General features: G+C 66.9%; 17 protein-coding genes. 9 read left to right on the top strand and 8 right to left on the bottom strand.

What is annotated here, in order from left to right; genetic code table 11:
- The first annotated feature begins 252 nt into the window (after window positions 1-252).
- The 5 genes from QM806_RS36395 (at window position 253) to yhjD (ending at window position 5,857) form a co-directional block, all read left to right on the top strand.
- Window positions 253-1,476, top strand: coding sequence for an NADP-dependent isocitrate dehydrogenase (locus tag QM806_RS36395; protein ID WP_005560536.1), 1,224 nt, complete (start codon window positions 253-255; stop codon window positions 1,474-1,476).
- Between the two features lie 200 nt (window positions 1,477-1,676).
- A complete protein-coding gene (locus QM806_RS36390) occupies window positions 1,677-2,900 on the top strand; it encodes an MFS transporter (protein ID WP_005257001.1) in 1,224 nt (407 codons plus the stop codon).
- A gap of 35 nt (window positions 2,901-2,935) precedes the next feature.
- The gene (locus tag QM806_RS36385; protein WP_120661269.1) at window positions 2,936-3,742 is read left to right on the top strand and encodes an exodeoxyribonuclease III; all 807 of its coding nucleotides are present in this window, start codon (window positions 2,936-2,938) and stop codon (window positions 3,740-3,742) included.
- A gap of 52 nt (window positions 3,743-3,794) precedes the next feature.
- Entirely contained in the window at window positions 3,795-4,829 is a 1,035-nt protein-coding gene (gene trpS / locus QM806_RS36380) for a tryptophan--tRNA ligase (protein WP_005256998.1), read from the top strand.
- Window positions 4,826-5,857 (top strand): inner membrane protein YhjD, encoded by a 1,032-nt coding sequence (yhjD, locus tag QM806_RS36375; RefSeq protein WP_005564170.1) that lies wholly within the window; start codon window positions 4,826-4,828, stop codon window positions 5,855-5,857. The genes trpS and yhjD overlap by 4 nt, the downstream gene beginning before the upstream one ends.
- An 18-nt stretch (window positions 5,858-5,875) precedes the next feature.
- Here the strand turns inward: yhjD and QM806_RS36370 are convergent, their stop codons facing one another.
- From QM806_RS36370 to sdhC, 6 genes are all read right to left on the bottom strand, one after another.
- The gene (locus QM806_RS36370) at window positions 5,876-7,156 is read right to left on the bottom strand and encodes a D-alanyl-D-alanine carboxypeptidase family protein (RefSeq protein ID WP_120659313.1); all 1,281 of its coding nucleotides are present in this window, start codon (window positions 7,154-7,156) and stop codon (window positions 5,876-5,878) included.
- Between the two features lie 118 nt (window positions 7,157-7,274).
- A complete protein-coding gene (locus QM806_RS36365; protein WP_005564174.1) occupies window positions 7,275-8,270 on the bottom strand; it encodes a malate dehydrogenase in 996 nt (331 codons plus the stop codon).
- 155 nt (window positions 8,271-8,425) lie between these two features.
- A complete protein-coding gene (locus tag QM806_RS36360; protein ID WP_005256985.1) occupies window positions 8,426-9,205 on the bottom strand; it encodes a succinate dehydrogenase iron-sulfur subunit in 780 nt (259 codons plus the stop codon).
- Window positions 9,205-10,956: a succinate dehydrogenase flavoprotein subunit gene (sdhA, locus tag QM806_RS36355; protein ID WP_005256984.1), complete on the bottom strand. Its 1,752-nt coding sequence runs from the start codon at window positions 10,954-10,956 to the stop codon at window positions 9,205-9,207. Before sdhA ends, QM806_RS36360 begins: the two co-directional genes overlap by 1 nt.
- A gap of 15 nt (window positions 10,957-10,971) precedes the next feature.
- Window positions 10,972-11,415, bottom strand: a complete 444-nt coding sequence (locus QM806_RS36350) for a succinate dehydrogenase hydrophobic membrane anchor subunit (RefSeq protein WP_005239887.1) — start codon at window positions 11,413-11,415, stop codon at window positions 10,972-10,974.
- A gap of 1 nt (window position 11,416) precedes the next feature.
- Entirely contained in the window at window positions 11,417-11,821 is a 405-nt protein-coding gene (gene sdhC / locus QM806_RS36345; protein WP_005239889.1) for a succinate dehydrogenase, cytochrome b556 subunit, read from the bottom strand.
- A 255-nt stretch (window positions 11,822-12,076) separates the two neighbouring features.
- On the opposite strand from sdhC, the gene QM806_RS36340 reads away from it, so the two are divergent.
- Genes QM806_RS36340 through QM806_RS36330 form a run of 3 tightly spaced genes read left to right on the top strand, consistent with a single transcriptional unit; the run spans window position 12,077 to window position 14,864 of the window.
- On the top strand, window positions 12,077-12,481 hold the full coding sequence (locus QM806_RS36340; protein WP_005239890.1) for a cytidine deaminase: 405 nt from the start codon (window positions 12,077-12,079) through the stop codon (window positions 12,479-12,481).
- Window positions 12,474-13,769 (top strand): thymidine phosphorylase, encoded by a 1,296-nt coding sequence (locus QM806_RS36335; protein ID WP_120659312.1) that lies wholly within the window; start codon window positions 12,474-12,476, stop codon window positions 13,767-13,769. Before QM806_RS36340 ends, QM806_RS36335 begins: the two co-directional genes overlap by 8 nt.
- Before the next feature lie 9 nt (window positions 13,770-13,778).
- Window positions 13,779-14,864: an adenosine deaminase gene (locus tag QM806_RS36330; RefSeq protein ID WP_005256982.1), complete on the top strand. Its 1,086-nt coding sequence runs from the start codon at window positions 13,779-13,781 to the stop codon at window positions 14,862-14,864.
- A 19-nt stretch (window positions 14,865-14,883) separates the two neighbouring features.
- Here QM806_RS36330 and QM806_RS36325 read toward each other — a convergent pair whose 3' ends face one another.
- Window positions 14,884-16,128 (bottom strand): SatS C-terminal domain-containing protein, encoded by a 1,245-nt coding sequence (locus QM806_RS36325; protein ID WP_007296661.1) that lies wholly within the window; start codon window positions 16,126-16,128, stop codon window positions 14,884-14,886.
- A gap of 274 nt (window positions 16,129-16,402) precedes the next feature.
- Between QM806_RS36325 and QM806_RS36320 the strand changes: the two genes are divergently transcribed.
- Window positions 16,403-17,608 (top strand): M23 family metallopeptidase, encoded by a 1,206-nt coding sequence (locus QM806_RS36320; RefSeq protein ID WP_283294601.1) that lies wholly within the window; start codon window positions 16,403-16,405, stop codon window positions 17,606-17,608.
- A 3-nt stretch (window positions 17,609-17,611) separates the two neighbouring features.
- Here the strand turns inward: QM806_RS36320 and QM806_RS36315 are convergent, their stop codons facing one another.
- The gene (locus QM806_RS36315; protein ID WP_249343735.1) at window positions 17,612-17,752 is read right to left on the bottom strand and encodes a hypothetical protein; all 141 of its coding nucleotides are present in this window, start codon (window positions 17,750-17,752) and stop codon (window positions 17,612-17,614) included.
- Window positions 17,753-17,793 lie beyond the last annotated feature (41 nt).

The raw sequence follows: 17,793 nt of genomic DNA, 5'->3' as shown, positions 1-17,793 counted from the left end.
GGTGGAACGACCGGAAACGGCACCGATCAGGGCCGCTAGCAGGGAAAAGTTACCCGCGAGTAGGGGTGGGTTGTGCGCCCCACCTGTTGCGAGCCGCTCGCATAGCAGTACGCTTGTCTTGTTTAGGTGCGGTCTCCCCAGGGGCCGCCGTGACCGTCTACGTTTGATAAGCGAACCGTTCGCGGACCCACTCACAAAGTGCGCCCGCAACCGTGTAACCAGGGAAACTTCCTAGGAGGACGCGAAGCACCCATGTCCAAAATCAAGGTTGAGGGCACCGTCGTCGAACTCGACGGCGACGAGATGACACGCATTATCTGGCAGTTCATCAAAGACAAACTGATCCATCCTTACCTGGATGTGAACCTCGAGTACTACGACCTCGGCATCGAGTACCGGGACGAGACCGACGACCAGGTGACCGTCGACGCGGCCAACGCCATCAAGAAGCACGGCGTCGGCGTCAAGTGCGCGACCATCACCCCGGACGAGGCACGCGTCGAGGAATTCGGTCTCAAGAAGATGTGGCGGTCGCCCAACGGCACCATCCGCAACATCCTCGGTGGGACGATCTTCCGCGCGCCGATCATCATCTCCAACGTTCCGCGACTGGTTCCGGGCTGGACCAAGCCGATCATCATCGGCCGTCACGCCTTCGGTGACCAGTACCGCGCCACCGACTTCAAGGTCCCCGGCCCCGGCAAGGTGATGATCACCTACACGCCCGAGGACGGCAGCGAGCCGATCGAGCACGAGCTGGTGAACTTCCCCGAGGGCGGCGGCGTCGTCCAGGGGCAGTACAACTTCACCAAGTCCATCGAGGACTTCGCGCGCGCCTCGCTCAACTACGGCCTGCAGCAGAACTACCCGGTGTACCTGTCGACCAAGAACACCATCCTCAAGGCGTACGACGGCGCATTCAAGGACATCTTCCAGCACGTCTACGAGACCGAGTTCAAGCCGGAGTTCGACGCGGCCGGACTCACCTACGAGCACCGTCTCATCGACGACATGGTCGCGTCGGCGCTCAAGTGGGAGGGCGGCTACGTCTGGGCCTGCAAGAACTACGACGGCGACGTCCAGTCCGACACCGTCGCGCAGGGCTTCGGATCGCTCGGCCTCATGACCTCCGTGCTGCTGACCCCGGACGGAAAGACGTGTGAGGCCGAGGCCGCGCACGGCACCGTGACGCGTCACTTCCGTCAGCACCAGCAGGGCAAGCCGACGTCCACCAACCCCATCGCGTCGATCTTCGCGTGGACCCGTGGACTCGAGCATCGCGGCAAGCTCGACAACACCCCCGACGTCATCGGCTTCGCCCAGAAGCTCGAAGACGTGGTCATCAAGACTGTCGAGGGTGGTCAGATGACGAAGGACCTCGCGATGCTGGTCGGCGGCGACCAGGGCTACCTGACCACCGAGGAGTTCCTCGGTGCGCTGGACATCAACCTCCAGAAGGCCATCGCCGAGCAGTAGGCACCGAGCCGCAGCGCTACGAACGGGACGTCCCTCACGGGGGCGTCCCGTTCGCAGTCTCCGGGTCCCGGGTGAGTCATCTCACGGTCGTTCGAGGCGCGAAAGGCCGAATCCGGGGAAGAGAATTTCGATGTGGGTCGTTGCGCAACGAGGCGCCGTGCGCCGCGTAGCCGTATCTCCGCCTAGTCGAAAGTTCTTCTGTGAGCACTTCCACCCCTGTCCGCCCCGAGCACCTCGGTGTCATCGCGCAACATCCGTCCGTCCGCAAGCTCGCCATGGTCGCGCTCGCGCTCGGTGGCTTCGGGATCGGGACCACCGAGTTCGTGGCGATGGGGCTGCTGCCCGAGATGGCGTCGAGTCTCGGGATCACCGAGCCGACGGCCGGGCACGTCATCTCGGCGTACGCGCTGGGTGTGGTCGTGGGCGCGCCTCTCATCGCGGCGCTGACCGCACGGGTGCCCCGGAAGACGCTGTTGATCGCGTTGATGGCGGCGTTCACGATCGGCAACGCCGCCACCGTGTTCGCGCCGAACTACGGCGTGCTGATGGCCGCGCGGTTCGTGGCAGGCCTCCCGCACGGCGCCTACTTCGGTGTCGCGGCCCTCGTGGCGGCGCACCTCGCGGACCGCGGCCAGCGGGCCAGGGCGGTCGCTCTCGTCATGATGGGGCTGTCGGTGGCCAACGTCGTCGGCGTTCCGGTCGCCTCGTGGCTGGGTCAGACGCTCGGCTGGCGCAGCGCCTTCGCGCTCGTGGCGGTGATCGGTGTGGTGACACTGGGCGCGATCTGGTCGTGGGTGCCCGCGCTCGCCGCAATGCGGATGTCGAATCCCCTCACCGAACTCGGTGCCCTGCGCCGCGCGCAGGTGTGGATGACGCTGATCATCGGCATGGTCGGATTCGGTGGCATGTTCGCCGTCTACACCTACATCAGCACGACGCTCACCGACGTCGCCGGGCTGTCGCGGTCGCTGGTGCCGCTGGCCCTGATGATCTACGGACTGGGCATGGTCGCGGGCAATCTGATCGGCGGCCGGCTCGCCGACCGGGCGCTGATTCCCGGTCTGTTCGTATCGATGACGGCACTCGGGGTGTTGCTCGGCATCTTCGTGATCGCCTCCCACAACCCGTACACGGCGCTGCTGCTGGTGTTCTTCGTCGGTGCGGCGGGTGCGTCGATGGTGCCCGGACTGCAGACCCGGCTGATGGACGTCGCCGCCGACGCCCAGACCCTCGCCGCGTCGCTCAACCACGCGGCACTCAACATCGCGAACGCGTTCGGGGCGTGGATCGGTGGTGTCGTGATCGCGGCCGGCTACGGCTACACGGCGCCCGCCGCGGTCGGTGCGCTGCTCGCCGTGGCGGGACTCGTGGTCCTCACCGTGGCGGTCGCGATGGAACGCCGCAGCGCCCGTTCGTCTCGGTAGCCGCGGTGTCGTACGCGTCCGCTACGGTGCTTGCCGTGCCACACATCATCACCACCGTCAATGTCAACGGCGTGCGCGCCGCCGCCCGCAAGGGGCTCACCGAGTGGATCGAGCGCACGGAGGCCGACGTCGTCTGCCTGCAGGAGACGCGGGCGTCCGACGAGCAACTGGCCGAGACGCTCGCGCCCGCCCTGGAGGGCGGATGGAACCTGGTGTCCGCGGAGCCGTCGTCGAAGGGGCGCAACGGCGTCGCGATCCTGTCCCGGAAACCTGCCGACGCCTTCCGCGTCGGCCACGGTGACGACGAGTTCGCGACCGCGGGCCGCTACCTCGAGGCCGACTTCGACGACCTGACCGTGGCGAGCCTGTACCTGCCCTCCGGGGAGGCCCAGACACCCCGGCAGGAGGAGAAGGAGCGGTTCATGGACTCCTTCGCCCGGTACCTCACCGACACCGCAGCGGCTGCCGTCGCGGCGGGCCGGAACGTCGTGGTCTGCGGCGACTGGAACATCGCCCACACCGAACTCGACCTGAAGAACTGGAAGACCAACAAGAAGAACTCCGGTTTTCTCCCGAACGAGCGGGAGTGGCTCGGGGCCCTGTTCGCCGAAGACGCGCACTGGGCCGACGTGGTCCGGCAGCTGAATCCCGACGTCGCCGGACCGTACTCGTGGTGGTCGTACCGCGGGAAGGCGTTCGACAACGACTCCGGCTGGCGCATCGACTACCAGATCGCCACCCGGGAACTGGCGGAGCGGGCCAAGCAGGCCGTCGTCGAGCGCGCCGAAACCTACGACCAGCGGTGGTCCGACCACGCGCCGGTCACCGTCCAGTACCGGTGACGGCCGGTATCTGATTCGTGTCGTCACGGCGCACGTGAAAAGATCAGTACTCATGTCGACCCCTGCAGCTCAGAAGCCCACCGTGAAACCGCGGGTGCTCTCCGGCATCCAGCCCACCGCCGACTCGTTCCACCTCGGCAACTTCCTGGGTGCCCTGCAACAGTGGGTGCCTCTGCAGGACGACTTCGACGCGTTCTACTTCATCCCGGACCTGCACGCGATCACGGTGGCGCAGGACCCGAAGGAACTGCGCCGTCGTACGAAGATCGCGGTGGCGCAGCTGCTGGCGCTCGGAATCGACCCCGACCGTGCCACGCTGTTCGTGCAGAGCCAGGTGCCCGAGCACGCGCAGCTGGCGTGGGTCCTCAACTGCATCACCGGTTTCGGTGAAGCGAGCCGGATGACGCAGTTCAAGGACAAGTCGGCAAAACAGGGCAGTGAGAACGCGAGCGTCGGCCTGTTCACGTATCCGGTGCTGATGGCTGCCGACATCCTGCTCTACCGCCCGCAGCGGGTCCCTGTCGGCGAGGACCAGCGTCAGCATCTCGAACTGGCCCGCGATCTCGCTCAGCGGTTCAACACCCGGTTCGGGAAGGCGTTCGTGATTCCCGAGGCCCAGATCATCAAGGGCACCGCCAAGATCTACGACCTGCAGGATCCGACGTCGAAGATGAGCAAGTCCGGTCCGAGCCCCGCCGGCCTGATCAACCTCCTCGACGACCCCAAGGTGTCGGCGAAGAAGATCAAGTCCGCGGTCACCGACAACGAGCGGGAGATCCGCTACGACCCGCAGGCCAAACCCGGTGTGAGCAATCTGCTCACCATCCAGTCCGCGCTGTCCGGGACTCCGGTCGAGACGTTGGTGGCCGGGTACGAGGGCAAGGGGTACGGCGACCTGAAAACGGATACGGCAGATGTCCTCGCCGAGTTCGTGACACCGTTGAAAGCGAAGGTGGAAGGGTACCTCTCGGACGAGGCAGAACTCGATCGGATCATCGCCGCCGGTGCTCACCGCGCCCGTGAGGTGTCGTCGCAGACTCTGGCGGCCGTGTACGAGAAGGTTGGGTTTCTGACACCGAAGGGATGAGCACTGTGGCTGACGAACCGAGTTTTCTCGACAGGCAGCGGGCAGCGCGCCCCTGGTTCGACCATCTGATGCGGGCCGGACAGCGGTATCAGCAGCAGAAGGGTGACTATTACGCGGCGGGGATCACGTATTTCAGTGTGCTCGCACTGATTCCGATCCTGATGGTCGCGTTCGCCATCGCGGGTTTCGTCCTCGCCGGGCAGCCGGAGTTGCTGCAGGAACTGCAGGACAGCATCACCAAGAACGTTCCCGGAAGTCTGGGTGACACGCTCAACACGGTCATCGATTCGGCGATCGCGTCCCGTGCCAGCGTGGGTGTTCTCGGTCTGCTCGGTGCCGCGTACGCGGGACTCGGGTGGATGGCGAACCTGCGCGACGCGCTGACGGCGATGTGGGAGAGCCAGCGCGAGTCGAAGGGATTCGTCCGGACCAAGCTGGGCGACGCGGCCGCGCTGCTCGGGCTGGGTCTGGCGATGGTGGTCTCTCTCGGATCCTCCGCGCTGAGTAGCGGTCCCGTGGCGCGCACCGTCGTCGAGGTGCTCAACCTCGAAGACGTGACCGGGATCGACGCCGGGTTACGCGCACTGTCGACGGTGGTATCGCTGGTCGCGACGTGGGCGGTGTTCGCCTGGGTGATCGCCCGACTGCCGCGAGAGCCCGTCACGTTCCGCAGTGCGCTCAAGGCGGCCCTGCTCGCGGCCGTGGTGTTCGAGATCTTCAAGCAGGTCGGTGCCATCTACCTCTCGGCGGTGACCGCGGGTCCCGCCGGTGTGGCGTTCGGCCCGATCATCGGTCTGCTCGTATTCATCTACCTGACGTGCCGGATGCTGCTCTTCTCGACGGCGTGGGCCGCGACCACCCGCGCCAGCCTCGCGCTCGCCTATGTGCCGCCGCCGGATCCGGCCGTCATCAACCCCCGGATCGAGGTGCACGAGGGGCCGGGCGTGCGTGGGGGACTCGCCCTGGTCGGTGTGGGCGCCGTCGCGGCGCTCGGGTTGTCCGGACTGTTCACCCGCAACAAGCGCTGAGGCGGGTGCCGCTGCCCCTCAGCGTCTGCGGGACAGCCGGCGTGCGCAGAGCACCAGCACGAGGACGACGGCCGCCCCGACGATCCCCACACCCGCCCGCAGGGCCAGCGTGTTGTCGGGGTGGTCGGAACCCGACGCGACGACGGAACTCGTCGCGGCCGCCGAATCCTGTTGCGGCGGTGCGGCAAGCACCGCGGCAGACCCTTCGTCGGCCGGATGCAGGTCCTCGAGTGACCCCACCCGGGCGTCGCGGTCGAGGGCGAAACCGTAATCGAGCAGTCGTGCCGCCTGCTCCCACGGCCGGATCGGCTGGGCCTCGGCGCCCATCAACGTCACCATCAGGCGGCGACCGTCGTGATCGGCGCCGCCGACATAGGTGTGGCGGGCGTCGTCGGTGAATCCGGTCTTGCCGCCCAGTGCGCCGTCGTAGTTGTAGAGCAGCTGATTGTCGTTGGCCAGTGCGAACGGGGGCCGGTCCTGATCGTCCGGGATCGCCGGGTCCTTCGGGAAACCCGGGAACTGCACCGTCTCGGTGGAGATCAGCTCCGCGAACGTCGGGTTCTTCATCGCGGTGTGGAAGATGAGCGCGAGGTCGAACGGCGAGCTGCTCATGCCGGGGCCGTCGAGCCCCGACGGCGTCGCGGTCCGCGTGTCGTGCGCGCCGAGGGTGTCGGCGAGGTGGTTCATCTTGTCGACCGTGGCGGCGTCGCCGCCGAGTTGCCGGGCGAGGAGGTGGGCCGCGTCGTTCCCCGACGCCATCACCAGGCCCTGCATCAACTGCCGGTTCGTGTACTGACCGTTCTTACCGATCCCGACCGCGCTGCCCTCCACCGCGGCGTCCTCGGCGGTGGCCGTCACGGTCTTGTCGAGATCCAGTTCGTCGAGCGCCACGAGAGCCAGCAGCATCTTGATGGTGCTCGCCGGCCGGTAGCGGCCGTGCGGGTCCTTCGCCGCGAGCACGTCGCCGGTGTCGATGTCCGCGACCACCCAGCCGGACGCCGCGATGTCGGCGGGCAGCGCGGGCGCGTCGTCGGGAAGGATCACCCCGCATCCGGCCAGCTTCGGCCCGCCCACAGGCTCGTCGGGCACCGACACGGCGCTCGGTGTCGGATCACCCGGCTGGGGTACCTCGGACAGGTCGATCGCAGGCGCGGGGGCCGACCGGTTGGGGCAGTTGTCGGTGTTCGGGGTGGTGAACGGTGCGGAGGTGGGGGAGGAGGGCACTGCGGGCGGAATCGCCCCGGCAGCACTCACCGAGAGTCCGGCCAGCAGGGTTCCGGACACGACCGCGGTACACACTCGACGCCACATCATCGAAGAGGCAGCGTATGCGACGACAGGTCGACTTCCGAAAACGGACGCGTGTCGACACGATTTCGTGACGTCGGCGCGACCGTCCCGGAAGACGGACGCCGGATCAGATGAAACCCATGCCCCGGACGGCGTCGCGTTCGGATTCGAGTTCCGCGACAGACGCATCGATCCGCGTCCGCGAGAAGTCGTCGATCTCCAGCCCGTCCACGATCTGCCACGCCCCGCCGACCGAGCGAACCGGGAACGAGCTCACCAGACCCTCCGGCACGCCGTAGGCGCCGGGGGAGGGCAGCGCCACGGACGTCCAGTCGTCCTCGGGGGTGCCGAGCACCCAGTCGTGCACGTGGTCGATCGCGGCGTTGGCGGCGGAGGCCGCGGAGGATGCGCCGCGAGCCTCGATGATCGCGCTGCCACGGTTCGCGACCGTGGGAATGAAGTCGCCGGTGAGCCATTCGCGGTCGGCGGCGAACTCGGCACCGGACCGGTCACCGACCCTCGCATGGAAGATGTCGGGGTACTGGGTGCTCGAGTGGTTGCCCCAGATCGCGACGCGGCTGATGTCCTTCACCGCGGCGCCGGAGTGCCGTGCCAGCTGGGCGATCGCGCGGTTGTGGTCGAGCCGGGTCAGCGCCGTGAACCGGTCCGCAGGGACGTCGGGGGCGTTGTTCGCGGCGACAAGCGCGTTCGTGTTGGCGGGGTTGCCCACGACCAGCACCCGGACTCCGTCCGCGGCAACCTGGTTGATGGCCCGACCCTGCACGGTGAAGATCTGCCCGTTCGCGGCCAGGAGGTCGCCGCGCTCCATGCCCTTGGACCGGGGACGTGATCCGATGAGGAGGGCCACGTCGGTGCCGTCGAAGCCCCGCTTCGGGTCGTCGTGGACCTCGATGTCGCGGAGCAGGGGGAAGGCGCTGTCGTCGAGTTCCATCGCGGTACCTTCGGCAGCGGACACGGCGGACGGAATCTCCAAGAGCCGCAGCCGAATCGGGGTGTCGGCTCCGAGCATCTCGCCTGCGGCGATCCGGAACAGCGCCGCGTAGCCGATGCTGCCTGCCGCTCCGGTGACCGTGACCACTGCGGGACTGGGCGACTGCGCCATGGGTGAACCTCACTGTCCGTCGGGAGCATCTGCTTTCGACACTAGCGCGGAGATTTCACCGTGGGACCGCGCGGACAGTGAGGTTGGACACGACGCAGGGCGCCCCCGACCGGTGTGGTCGGGGGCGCCCGGGAACGTGCTCGGCAGACCTGGGGTCAGCGTGCGAAGAGCAGCGCGCGCTTGACTTCCTGGATCGCCTTCGTCACCTGGATGCCACGGGGGCACGCGTCGGTGCAGTTGAACGTGGTCCGGCAACGCCAGACACCGTCCTTGTCGTTGAGGATGTCGAGACGCTCCGATGCACCCTCGTCACGGCTGTCGAAGATGAAGCGGTGAGCGTTGACGATGGCGGCGGGACCGAAGTAGCTGCCGTCGCTCCAGTACACCGGGCACGATGTGGTGCAGCAGGCGCACAGGATGCACTTGGTGGTGTCGTCGAAGCGTGCCCGGTCGTGCTGCGACTGGATGCGCTCACGGGTGGGCTCGTTGCCGGTGGTGATGAGGAACGGCTTCACGGCGCGGAACGCGTCGAAGAAGGGCTCCATGTCGACCACGAGGTCCTTCTCCACCGGCAGGCCCTTGATGGGCTCGACGGTGATCGTGACCGGCTTGCCGTCCTTGGGCAGCATGTCCTTCATGAGGAGCTTGCAGGCCAGACGGTTGACGCCGTTGATCCGCATCGCGTCCGAACCGCACACGCCGTGGGCGCAGCTGCGGCGGAACGTCAGGGTGCCGTCGAGGTAGCCCTTCACGTACAGGAGCAGGTTCAGCATGCGGTCCGTCGGCAGAGCCGGAACCTGGAAGCTGTCCCAGTGCTGGCCCTCGCCGGACTCCGGGTTCATTCGCGCGATCTTGAGGGTGACCATGACGGCGCCCTCGGGCACGGGAGGGAGATCCGACTTGTTCTCGCTCTTGTCGACTGCAGGTGCGCTCATCAGTACTTCCGCTCCATCGGCTCGTAGCGGGTCTGGACTACCGGCTTGTAGTCGAGACGGATGTCGGAGAGCAGGCCGTCGCCCTCCTTGTATGCCATCGTGTGCTTCATGTACTCGGCGTCGTTGCGGTCCGGGTAGTCCTCGCGGGCGTGGCCGCCGCGCGATTCCTTGCGGTTCAGCGCGCCGACGACGGTGACCTCCGCCATTTCGAGGAGGAAACCGAGCTCGACGGCCTCGAGCAGGTCGCTGTTGTAGCGCTTGCCCTTGTCCTGCACCGTGATGTGGTTGTAGCGCTCCTTGAGTGCGCGCACGTCCTTGAGTGCCTGGGTGAGGCGCTCTTCGGTACGGAACACCGAGGCGTTGTTGTCCATGGACTGCTGCAGCTCGCTGCGGATGTCCGCGACACGCTCGTGACCGTGGTCCGACAGGATGGTGGCCATCCAGTCGTCGACCATCTTCTCGGGCGCCTCGGGCATGTCGACGAACTCGCTGTTGTTGGCGTGCTCGGCGGCGGCGATGCCGGCGCGGCGTCCGAAGACGTTGATGTCGAGCAGCGAGTTGGTGCCGAGACGGTTCGCGCCGTGGACGGAGACGCAGGCGCACTCGCCGGCGGCGTACAGGCCCTGGACGATCTCGTCGTTGTTGCGCAGGACCTCACCGTTGATCCGGGTGGGGATGCCGCCCATGACGTAGTGGCAGGTGGGGTACACCGGCACCGGTTCCTTGACCGGGTCCACGCCGAGGTAGGTGCGGGAGAACTCCATGATGTCGGGGAGCTTCTCGTCGAGAACTTCCTCGGGGATGTGGGTCACGTCGATGTAGACGTAATCCTTGTTCGGTCCCGCGCCGCGTCCCTCGAGGACCTCGAGAACCATCGACCGCGCGACGATGTCACGGGGGGCGAGGTCCTTGATGGTGGGGGCGTAGCGCTCCATGAACCGTTCGCCGTCGGCGTTGCGGAGGATGCCGCCCTCACCGCGCACGGCCTCGGAGATGAGGATGCCGAGCCCGGCCAGGCCTGTCGGATGGAACTGGTGGAATTCCATGTCCTCCAGCGGAAGGCCCTTGCGGAAGATGATGCCCATGCCGTCACCGGTGAGGGTGTGCGCGTTGGACGTCGTCTTGTACATGCGTCCCGAGCCGCCGGTGGCGAACACGATGGACTTCGCGTGGAAGACGTGGATCTCGCCGGTGGCCAGCTCGTAGGCGATGACGCCGGTGGCGACCGGGCCGTTCTCCGTCTCGGTGATCGCGATGTCGAGGGCGTAGAACTCGTTGAAGAACTCGACGTCGTGCTTGACGCAGTTCTGGTAGAGCGTCTGCAGGATCATGTGACCGGTGCGGTCCGCGGCATAACATGCGCGGCGCACGGGGGCCTTACCGTGATCGCGGGTGTGACCACCGAAACGACGCTGGTCGATCTTGCCCTCGGGCGTGCGGTTGAACGGCAGACCCATCTTCTCGAGGTCGAGCACCGCGTCGATGGCCTCCTTGGCCATGATCTCGACGGCGTCCTGGTCGGCGAGGTAGTCGCCGCCCTTGACCGTGTCGAAGGTGTGCCACTCCCAGTTGTCTTCCTCCACGTTCGCCAGCGCGGCGCACATGCCGCCCTGGGCCGCGCCGGTGTGGCTGCGGGTGGGGTAGAGCTTGGTCAGTACCGCGGTGCGGGCGCGGGGACCGGCCTCGATCGCTGCGCGCATGCCGGCGCCGCCGGCGCCGACGATGACCACGTCATAACGGTGTTCCTGCATGAAGTCTGTGCTCCCCTAGCTCGCCGAGATATTGGGGTCGAAGGTGAAGATGACGTACGTGCCGAGGCCCATGATCAGGATCATCGAGAGAACGAGGATCGTGGTCAGCCAGAAGCGCGTGGAGTCCTTGCGGGAGTAGTCCGCGATGACCGTGCGGAGTCCGTTTCCGCCGTGCAGCTGGGCAAGCCACAGCATGGTGAGGTCCCAGAACTGCCAGAACGGGCTGGACCAGCGGCCTGCGACGAACGCGAAGTTGATGCGGTGCACACCGTCGTCGAGCATCAGCATGATGAAGAGGTGGCCGAGCACGAGGAAGATCAGTGCGAGTCCGGAGAACCGCATGAACAGCCAGGCGTACAGCTCGAAGTTGTTCTTCGAGGTCCGGCGCGGAGAGCGCGGGTTGTCCAGGCTGGCGGGACGGTCGTAGGTCTTGCCGAGACTCTTGGCTTCTGTCGTCATGTCAGTGCCCCGCAAACATGTTGTAGAAGATGCGGCCGGCGCCCGGGATCATCACCAGGAACCAGATCGCGAGGATTACCCAGAGCATCAGGCGCTGGTACTGCGGTCCCTTGGACCAGAAGTCCACCAGCATCACCCGGACACCGTTCAGTGCGTGGTACAGCACCGCGGCGACGAGTGCGAGCTCCATGAGCCCGACGATCGGGTTCTTGTAGGTCTCGATGACACTGTCGTACGTGTCGGGATTCACGCGCACCAGCGCGGTATCCAGCACGTGCACGAATAGGAAGAAGAACGTCATTACGCCTGTGATCCGGTGCAAAACCCAGGACCACATTCCGGGGTCGCCCCGGTAAAGCGACCGTGTGCGCTCCTTGGCCGGAGCGGCTTCAGTCGTAGTACTCATCGAGTGCTGTGCCTCCAACGTCATTGGTGGACGTGTCGAGTCTGCGCAGCGTTGCGGACATACCACAACTGGGGACCCGACGTGATCCTGAACCGACTTCTCTGAACTCTAAACCCAACGGAAACGGGGGAACTAATTCGAGTCGGGGTTCGTACGCCCCCCGCAAATGAAGTTAGGTTTGCCTCTCCAATACGAATTGGGTCGTCCCGCGCGATTCTCTGCATCCATTCAGCCCACGTGATTGGATGGGAAACTATGGTCGAGATCGATTGGAAACTGTTGCGCGCCAACGCGCATGAGGTGATGGGCCGGGCCTACGCGCCCTACTCGGGCTTCGCGGTGGGGGCGGCGGCGCTGGTGGACGATGGACGAATCGTCGTCGGATGCAATGTGGAAAATGTCTCATACGGGTTGGGGCTCTGCGCCGAGTGTGTACTGGTCGGTAACTTATTTGCCGGAGGTGGCGGGCGATTAATTGCCTTCACCTGCTGTGACGCGAGTGGCGACATACTCATGCCGTGCGGACGCTGCCGGCAGATTCTCTTCGAGCACGGCGGCCCCGCACTGCTCGTCGACCACCGGGCCGGCGTGCGCCCATTGGAACAGCTGCTGCCGGACGCTTTCGGTCCGGAGGAGAAGGGGAGAATCAGCCATGCATGACGCCTCGTCGATCATCGCCGCCAAGCGCGACGGCAGGGAACTGTCCGGTGCAGAGATCGACTGGGTGGTCGAGGCATTCACCCGGGGGGTCGTGGCCGACGAGCAGATGTCGGCGCTGGCCATGGCGATCTACTTCCGCGGGATGACACGCGAAGAGGTGAGCCGCTGGACCACGGCGATGATCTCGTCCGGTCGCCGCCTCGACTTCACCCACCTCGGCCGCCCCACCGTGGACAAGCACTCGACGGGTGGTGTCGGCGACAAGATCACGCTTCCGCTCGCGCCGCTGGTCGCCGCGTGCGGCGCCGCGGTTCCGCAACTGTCGGGACGCGGGCTGGGTCACACCGGCGGAACCCTCGACAAGCTCGAGTCGATCCCCGGCTGGCGCGCCGACCTCGACACCTCCGAGATGGCCGAGATCCTGTCCGATCCCGCCGTCGGAGCCGTCGTGTGCGCCGCGGGCTCGGATCTGGCACCGGCGGACCGGCGGTTGTACGCGCTCCGCGACGTCACCGGGACGGTCGAGTCGATTCCCCTGATCGCCAGCTCGATCATGAGCAAGAAGATCGCCGAGGGCACCGGCGCGCTCGTGCTCGACGTCAAGGTCGGGTCGGGCGCGTTCATGAAGAAGCTCGACGACGCGCGCGAACTCGCCCAGACGATGGTCGACCTCGGGAACGACGCCGGAGTGCGGACGATGGCGTTGCTCACGGCGATGGACGCGCCACTCGGCCACACGGCGGGCAATGCGCTGGAGGTGCGGGAATCGCTGGAGGTGCTCGCCGGGGGCGGCCCGTCCGACGTCGTGGAACTCACTCTCGAGCTCGCGCGAGAAATGTTGAAGGCAGCCGGAATCGACGGTGTCGACCCGGCCGACAAACTGCGGGACGGGTCCGCCATGGACCGCTGGCGGAGGATGATCGCCGCCCAGGGCGGCGACCCCGACGCGCCGCTGCCGACGGCCCGGCACACCGAGGTGCTGCTGTCCGAGTCGGACGGGGTGGTGTGCGGTCTCGACGCCATGGCGGTCGGGCTCGCCGCATGGCGGCTCGGCGCGGGTCGGGCGCGACAGGGCGAGCCGGTGCAGGCTGGGGCGGGCATCGAGTTGCACACGAAGCCGGGGGAGACGGTGTCGGTGGGCACCCCGCTCGTCACGCTGCACACCGACACGCCCGAACGGTTCGCCGCGGCGAAAGCCGCACTTTCCGAAGCCTGGACCGTCGTGGCCGACGCGCCGTCGGTGGCCACGCCGCTCGTCATCGAGCGGATAGAGGATCCCTCACGCTAACGTCGACGCATGACCGCACTGGATCTGTCGGCCCTGCGCCGAGCGCCGAAGGTGTTGCTGCACGACCATCTCGACGGAGGTCTCCGGCCCGAGACGGTCCTCGAACTCGCCCGCGACTGCGGCTACGACGCGCTGCCCGCCGACACCGCGCCCGCGCTCGCCACGTGGTTCCGGGAGGCCGCCGACAGCGGTTCGCTCGAGAGATACCTCGAGACGTTCGCCCACACGGTCGCGGTCATGCAGACACCCGCCGGGCTCGAACGCGTCGCCCGCGAATGCGCCGAGGACCTCGCCGGCGACGGGGTGGTCTACGCCGAGGTCAGGTTCGCCCCGGAGCAGCACCTCGAGGACGGGTTGACCCTCGACGAGGTGGTGGAGCAGGTCCTGCTGGGATTCGAGGCCGGGGAGTCGGCGGCGGAGGTGCGCGGTCAGAACATCCGGATCGGCGTCCTGCTCACCGCGATGCGGCACGCGGCGCGGTCCCGGGAGATCGCGGAACTGGCGATCCGGTTCCGGGACCGCGGTGTCGTCGGTTTCGACATCGCCGGCGCCGAGGCCGGGAATCCGCCCAGCCGCCACCTCGACGCCTTCGAGTACATGCGGGGCAGCAATGCACACTTCACCATTCACGCGGGTGAGGCGTTCGGTCTGCCGTCCATTCACGAGGCCATCGCGTTCTGCGGGACGGACCGGCTCGGTCACGGGGTCCGGATCACCGACGACATCACGATCGGCGACGACGGCGTCCCGGTGCTGGGAAGGCTCGCGAACTATGTGCGGGACAAAAGGATTCCCTTGGAACTGTGTCCCAGTTCCAACGTCCAGACCGGGGCCGTGGACGCACTCGAGAATCATCCGTTCGACCTGCTCGCCCGGCTGCGGTTCCGGGTGACCGTCAACACCGACAACCGGCTGATGAGCGATACCAGCATGAGTCAGGAGATGCTCCGCCTCGTCGAGACGTTCGGTTACGGCTGGACAGATCTCGAGCGCTACACCATCAACGCCATGAAATCGGCCTTCATCCCGTTCGATCAGCGGCTGCAGTTGATCGACGAGGTGATCAAGCCGGGATTCGCCGTGCTGGTGGGCTGAGCGCCCCGAGGGCGGACGCTCACACCGTCCGCAAGCGGGCCTCGAACTCCCGCTCGAGCGTCCGCCACGCCTCGGCCTCCGCGTCGAACGGTGCACTGGGCGCCATCCGCGTCGGATCCGGGTTGAGGACGAACGAGACGTACCAGCCCAGCGGCTCGGACGTCGCGAGTGCGGTTTCCACCGAATCGTCGTCGGCGAAATCGGCTGCATCGGTGAACAATTCGACGGCGAGGTCGAGCTGATCGGCATCGACGGACTCCGGGCCCGCGGCCAGGTCGTCGGCGAGACCGGGCAGGACGTACACATTCTCGTCGGTGACCTCGACCTCGAGCGATCCGTCGACCGCCGCCACCTGGATCTCCTCGTACGTGCTCACCTGCGCGAGGGCGTGCTCGTGGTTGTCGGCGAGATACCGAGCCAGCGCGCGTTCGGACGTGAAGACGAAGATCGCGCCGTCACGCCCGAGGAAGATCGCGTCGTCGTCGAGGTAGCAGCGGAGCGTGAAGTAGGTCTCCCCGGACGTGATGATCTTGACGGGGTCGACACCCACCGCCCCCCAGAACGAGTCGTCCTCCTCCTCGTCCTCGGTATCGAGGTCGAGCGCGACGAACTCTTCGTCTTCCTCCGCCTCTTCGGCCACGTCGTCCACGTCGACGGTGTTCTCGTCGGCGGCCACCAGTTCGGCCTCGGCGACGGCTACCGCCTCGGCGTCCACCTCGGGGGTGGCGACGATGTTGTCGACGGCGTCGAGGACGTCATCCCAGCCCTTCGCGATGGCGGTGCCGATCTGGGCCCACAGCTCCTCGCCCTCACGGCCCTCGAATGCGCTGGCGCCTGCGGGCAGCGCGCCGAGAATGGGATTCGCATTGAAGAACTTGGTGACCGCGTCCAGCTCGCAGACCTCACCGATGTTGCGCACCATGTTGAGCGTGTCTTCGAGTTCGCTCACGACGAGGGCCTCGGGGTCGCTCGCCGCCAGCTCCGGAACACCGATCAGATCGAAGCAGAAGTTCTCATCGGGCTCGAGTTCGGCGGCGGACAGTCCGGACACCACACTCCAGGCAGGGTGCTCGACGAGATCGTTGTCCGTGTTCGTGCGGATGAAAGCAGCGAGTTCTGCCACTGATTCGAACCCATAGAGGTCTTCCTCGTGACCAAGGAATGCTTCCCACTCGTCGTCACCCTCACGCCACCGTGGTGCCCACAGTGTCACGAGGTCGCCGTCGGTGAGACCGAGTTCGATCGGGACGATGTCTCCAGCCATGGCGCGAAGCCTATCGACCCCGCGGCCAAAGTTATACCCGGGCTGTGTGCGGACCGTTTCCGACGCCCGCCGCCGCCGTGTCGCAGCAGCCGCGACCGAGTCGGCCCAACGGGGCGAACGGCGCGTATCGGAGCCCTACCATGACTTTCACAATGCGTCGAACCGTTCGAGGAGGGTGCGTGTTCCGGGCCGGCGAGGTAACTCGACGACCCCGCCGGCGACGGTCGTCCGTCTCCTCGATCGCAGTGCCGGGGATGTGCGCGGCGACCACCGCGTGCGGCGGTCAGACGCCTCCGGTTCGGATTCGCCGGAGTGGGGGACTGAATGGTCCAGCGCCGAACGGCTGTCGTCGACCGCTCGGCTCGACGGTCCCTCACCCGTCGCGCTGTCCATGCCGTTCGCCCCGTCCCCCGTCGCCGCGACGGACGGTCGGAACGATCTGACGTTCGAGGTCCACGTGACGAACACCGCGGCCGTTCCACTGGTCGTGCAGCGCGTGCAGATCGGCTCGGCCGACGGAGCGGACAGCGACCTCGCGAACTACGAGGGCGGGTCGGTCGCGGCGAACATGAACCTCGTGGGTGACAACGCGACCCCGACCGATCGCCTGCAGCCGGCCCAGCTCGGTTTCTTCTTCGTCGACGTCGCCATGGACGAGGCGACCCCGGTGCCGGCAGGGATGAAGGCGACGGTTTCGGTCCGTGCGCTGGAGACGCCGCCGCCGGATCAGCCGATTCCCGGCCTCGCGGGCATGGTCGACGAATCCGGCGGTCCCGTGCCTGCCACCCTCGACACCTCGGTGACCGTCCAGGTCTTCGACGGGACGGTCCCGGTGATCGGCCCGCCCCTCCGCGGGGACGGGTGCGCGGCGATGGAAGGCTGCTGCGCCGACAACACCCATCATCGCCGCGGCGTCTGGTCGGTCGACGGACGGCTGCTGAACTTCGAGCGATACGCGATCGACTTCCTGGGGGTGGACCGCGAGGGCTTCGCGTACCGGGGCGACAACACCAAGGAGAACTACGTCGGGTGCCGGGCCGACGTGATCGCGGTGGCCGACGCGGAGGTCGTCTCGGTTCTCGACGGCCAGGAGGAGAACGTGATCGGGGAACCGCAGCCCGAGCGCAACCTCACCGAGGCGACTGGCAACCACATAGTCCTGGACCTCGGGAACGGCGTGTACGCGTTCTACGGCCACTTCGTGCCGGGCAGTATCTCGGTGAAGGAGGGCGATCACGTCGAGAAAGGGGCGGTGGTGGGTCAACTCGGCAACAGCGGACAGTCGACGGCGCCGCACCTGCACTTCCATCTGATGGACAACACGAATCCGGCGTTGGCCGAGAGCGTGCCGTTCGAGTTCGACGCGTTCGACCTGGCAGGGCACGCGACGCTCGAGGACGTCACGTATCTGCCCACTCCGGAACCCCGTACCGACGAAATGCCGCTCAGTCAGACGGTCGTCGACTTCGCTGGGGAGTGACCGTCACACCTTCCCGAACCCGTCCTGCAGCGTCGTCATGCCCCGGGTGCGCTGTCCGGTGGCGAGCCGGGCGGCCTCCTGGGTGGTGCTCGTGATCATCGTCGCGAGTGTGCGGGCCTCGAGCGTCGAGATGGAGTGGTCCATCCAGAGATCGGTCAGCGTGCCTTTCCCGTCATACTGCGGCT

The sequence above is a fragment of the Rhodococcus sp. IEGM 1351 genome (genome assembly GCF_030056875.1).
Lineage (GTDB): Bacteria > Actinomycetota > Actinomycetes > Mycobacteriales > Mycobacteriaceae > Rhodococcus_F > Rhodococcus_F opacus.
This window is presented reverse-complemented; position numbering and strand designations above follow the sequence as displayed.

Bases quoted from the DNA above. Each gene is read 5' to 3' on its own strand.
- QM806_RS36325 (WP_007296661.1), bottom strand. From the start codon at position 16,128: ATGGCTGGAGACATCGTCCCGATCGAACTCGGTCTCACCGACGGCGAC.
- QM806_RS36330 (WP_005256982.1), top strand. From the start codon at position 13,779: ATGACCGCACTGGATCTGTCGGCCCTGCGCCGAGCGCCGAAGGTGTTG.
- sdhA (WP_005256984.1), bottom strand. From the start codon at position 10,956: ATGCAGGAACACCGTTATGACGTGGTCATCGTCGGCGCCGGCGGCGCC.
- QM806_RS36395 (WP_005560536.1), top strand. From the start codon at position 253: ATGTCCAAAATCAAGGTTGAGGGCACCGTCGTCGAACTCGACGGCGAC.
- QM806_RS36340 (WP_005239890.1), top strand. From the start codon at position 12,077: ATGGTCGAGATCGATTGGAAACTGTTGCGCGCCAACGCGCATGAGGTG.
- QM806_RS36365 (WP_005564174.1), bottom strand. From the start codon at position 8,270: ATGGCGCAGTCGCCCAGTCCCGCAGTGGTCACGGTCACCGGAGCGGCA.
- trpS (WP_005256998.1), top strand. From the start codon at position 3,795: ATGTCGACCCCTGCAGCTCAGAAGCCCACCGTGAAACCGCGGGTGCTC.
- sdhC (WP_005239889.1), bottom strand. From the start codon at position 11,821: ATGAGTACTACGACTGAAGCCGCTCCGGCCAAGGAGCGCACACGGTCG.
- QM806_RS36335 (WP_120659312.1), top strand. From the start codon at position 12,474: ATGCATGACGCCTCGTCGATCATCGCCGCCAAGCGCGACGGCAGGGAA.
- QM806_RS36315 (WP_249343735.1), bottom strand. From the start codon at position 17,752: ATGGACCACTCCATCTCGACGCTCGAGGCCCGCACACTCGCGACGATG.
- QM806_RS36350 (WP_005239887.1), bottom strand. From the start codon at position 11,415: ATGACGACAGAAGCCAAGAGTCTCGGCAAGACCTACGACCGTCCCGCC.
- QM806_RS36360 (WP_005256985.1), bottom strand. From the start codon at position 9,205: ATGAGCGCACCTGCAGTCGACAAGAGCGAGAACAAGTCGGATCTCCCT.
- yhjD (WP_005564170.1), top strand. From the start codon at position 4,826: ATGAGCACTGTGGCTGACGAACCGAGTTTTCTCGACAGGCAGCGGGCA.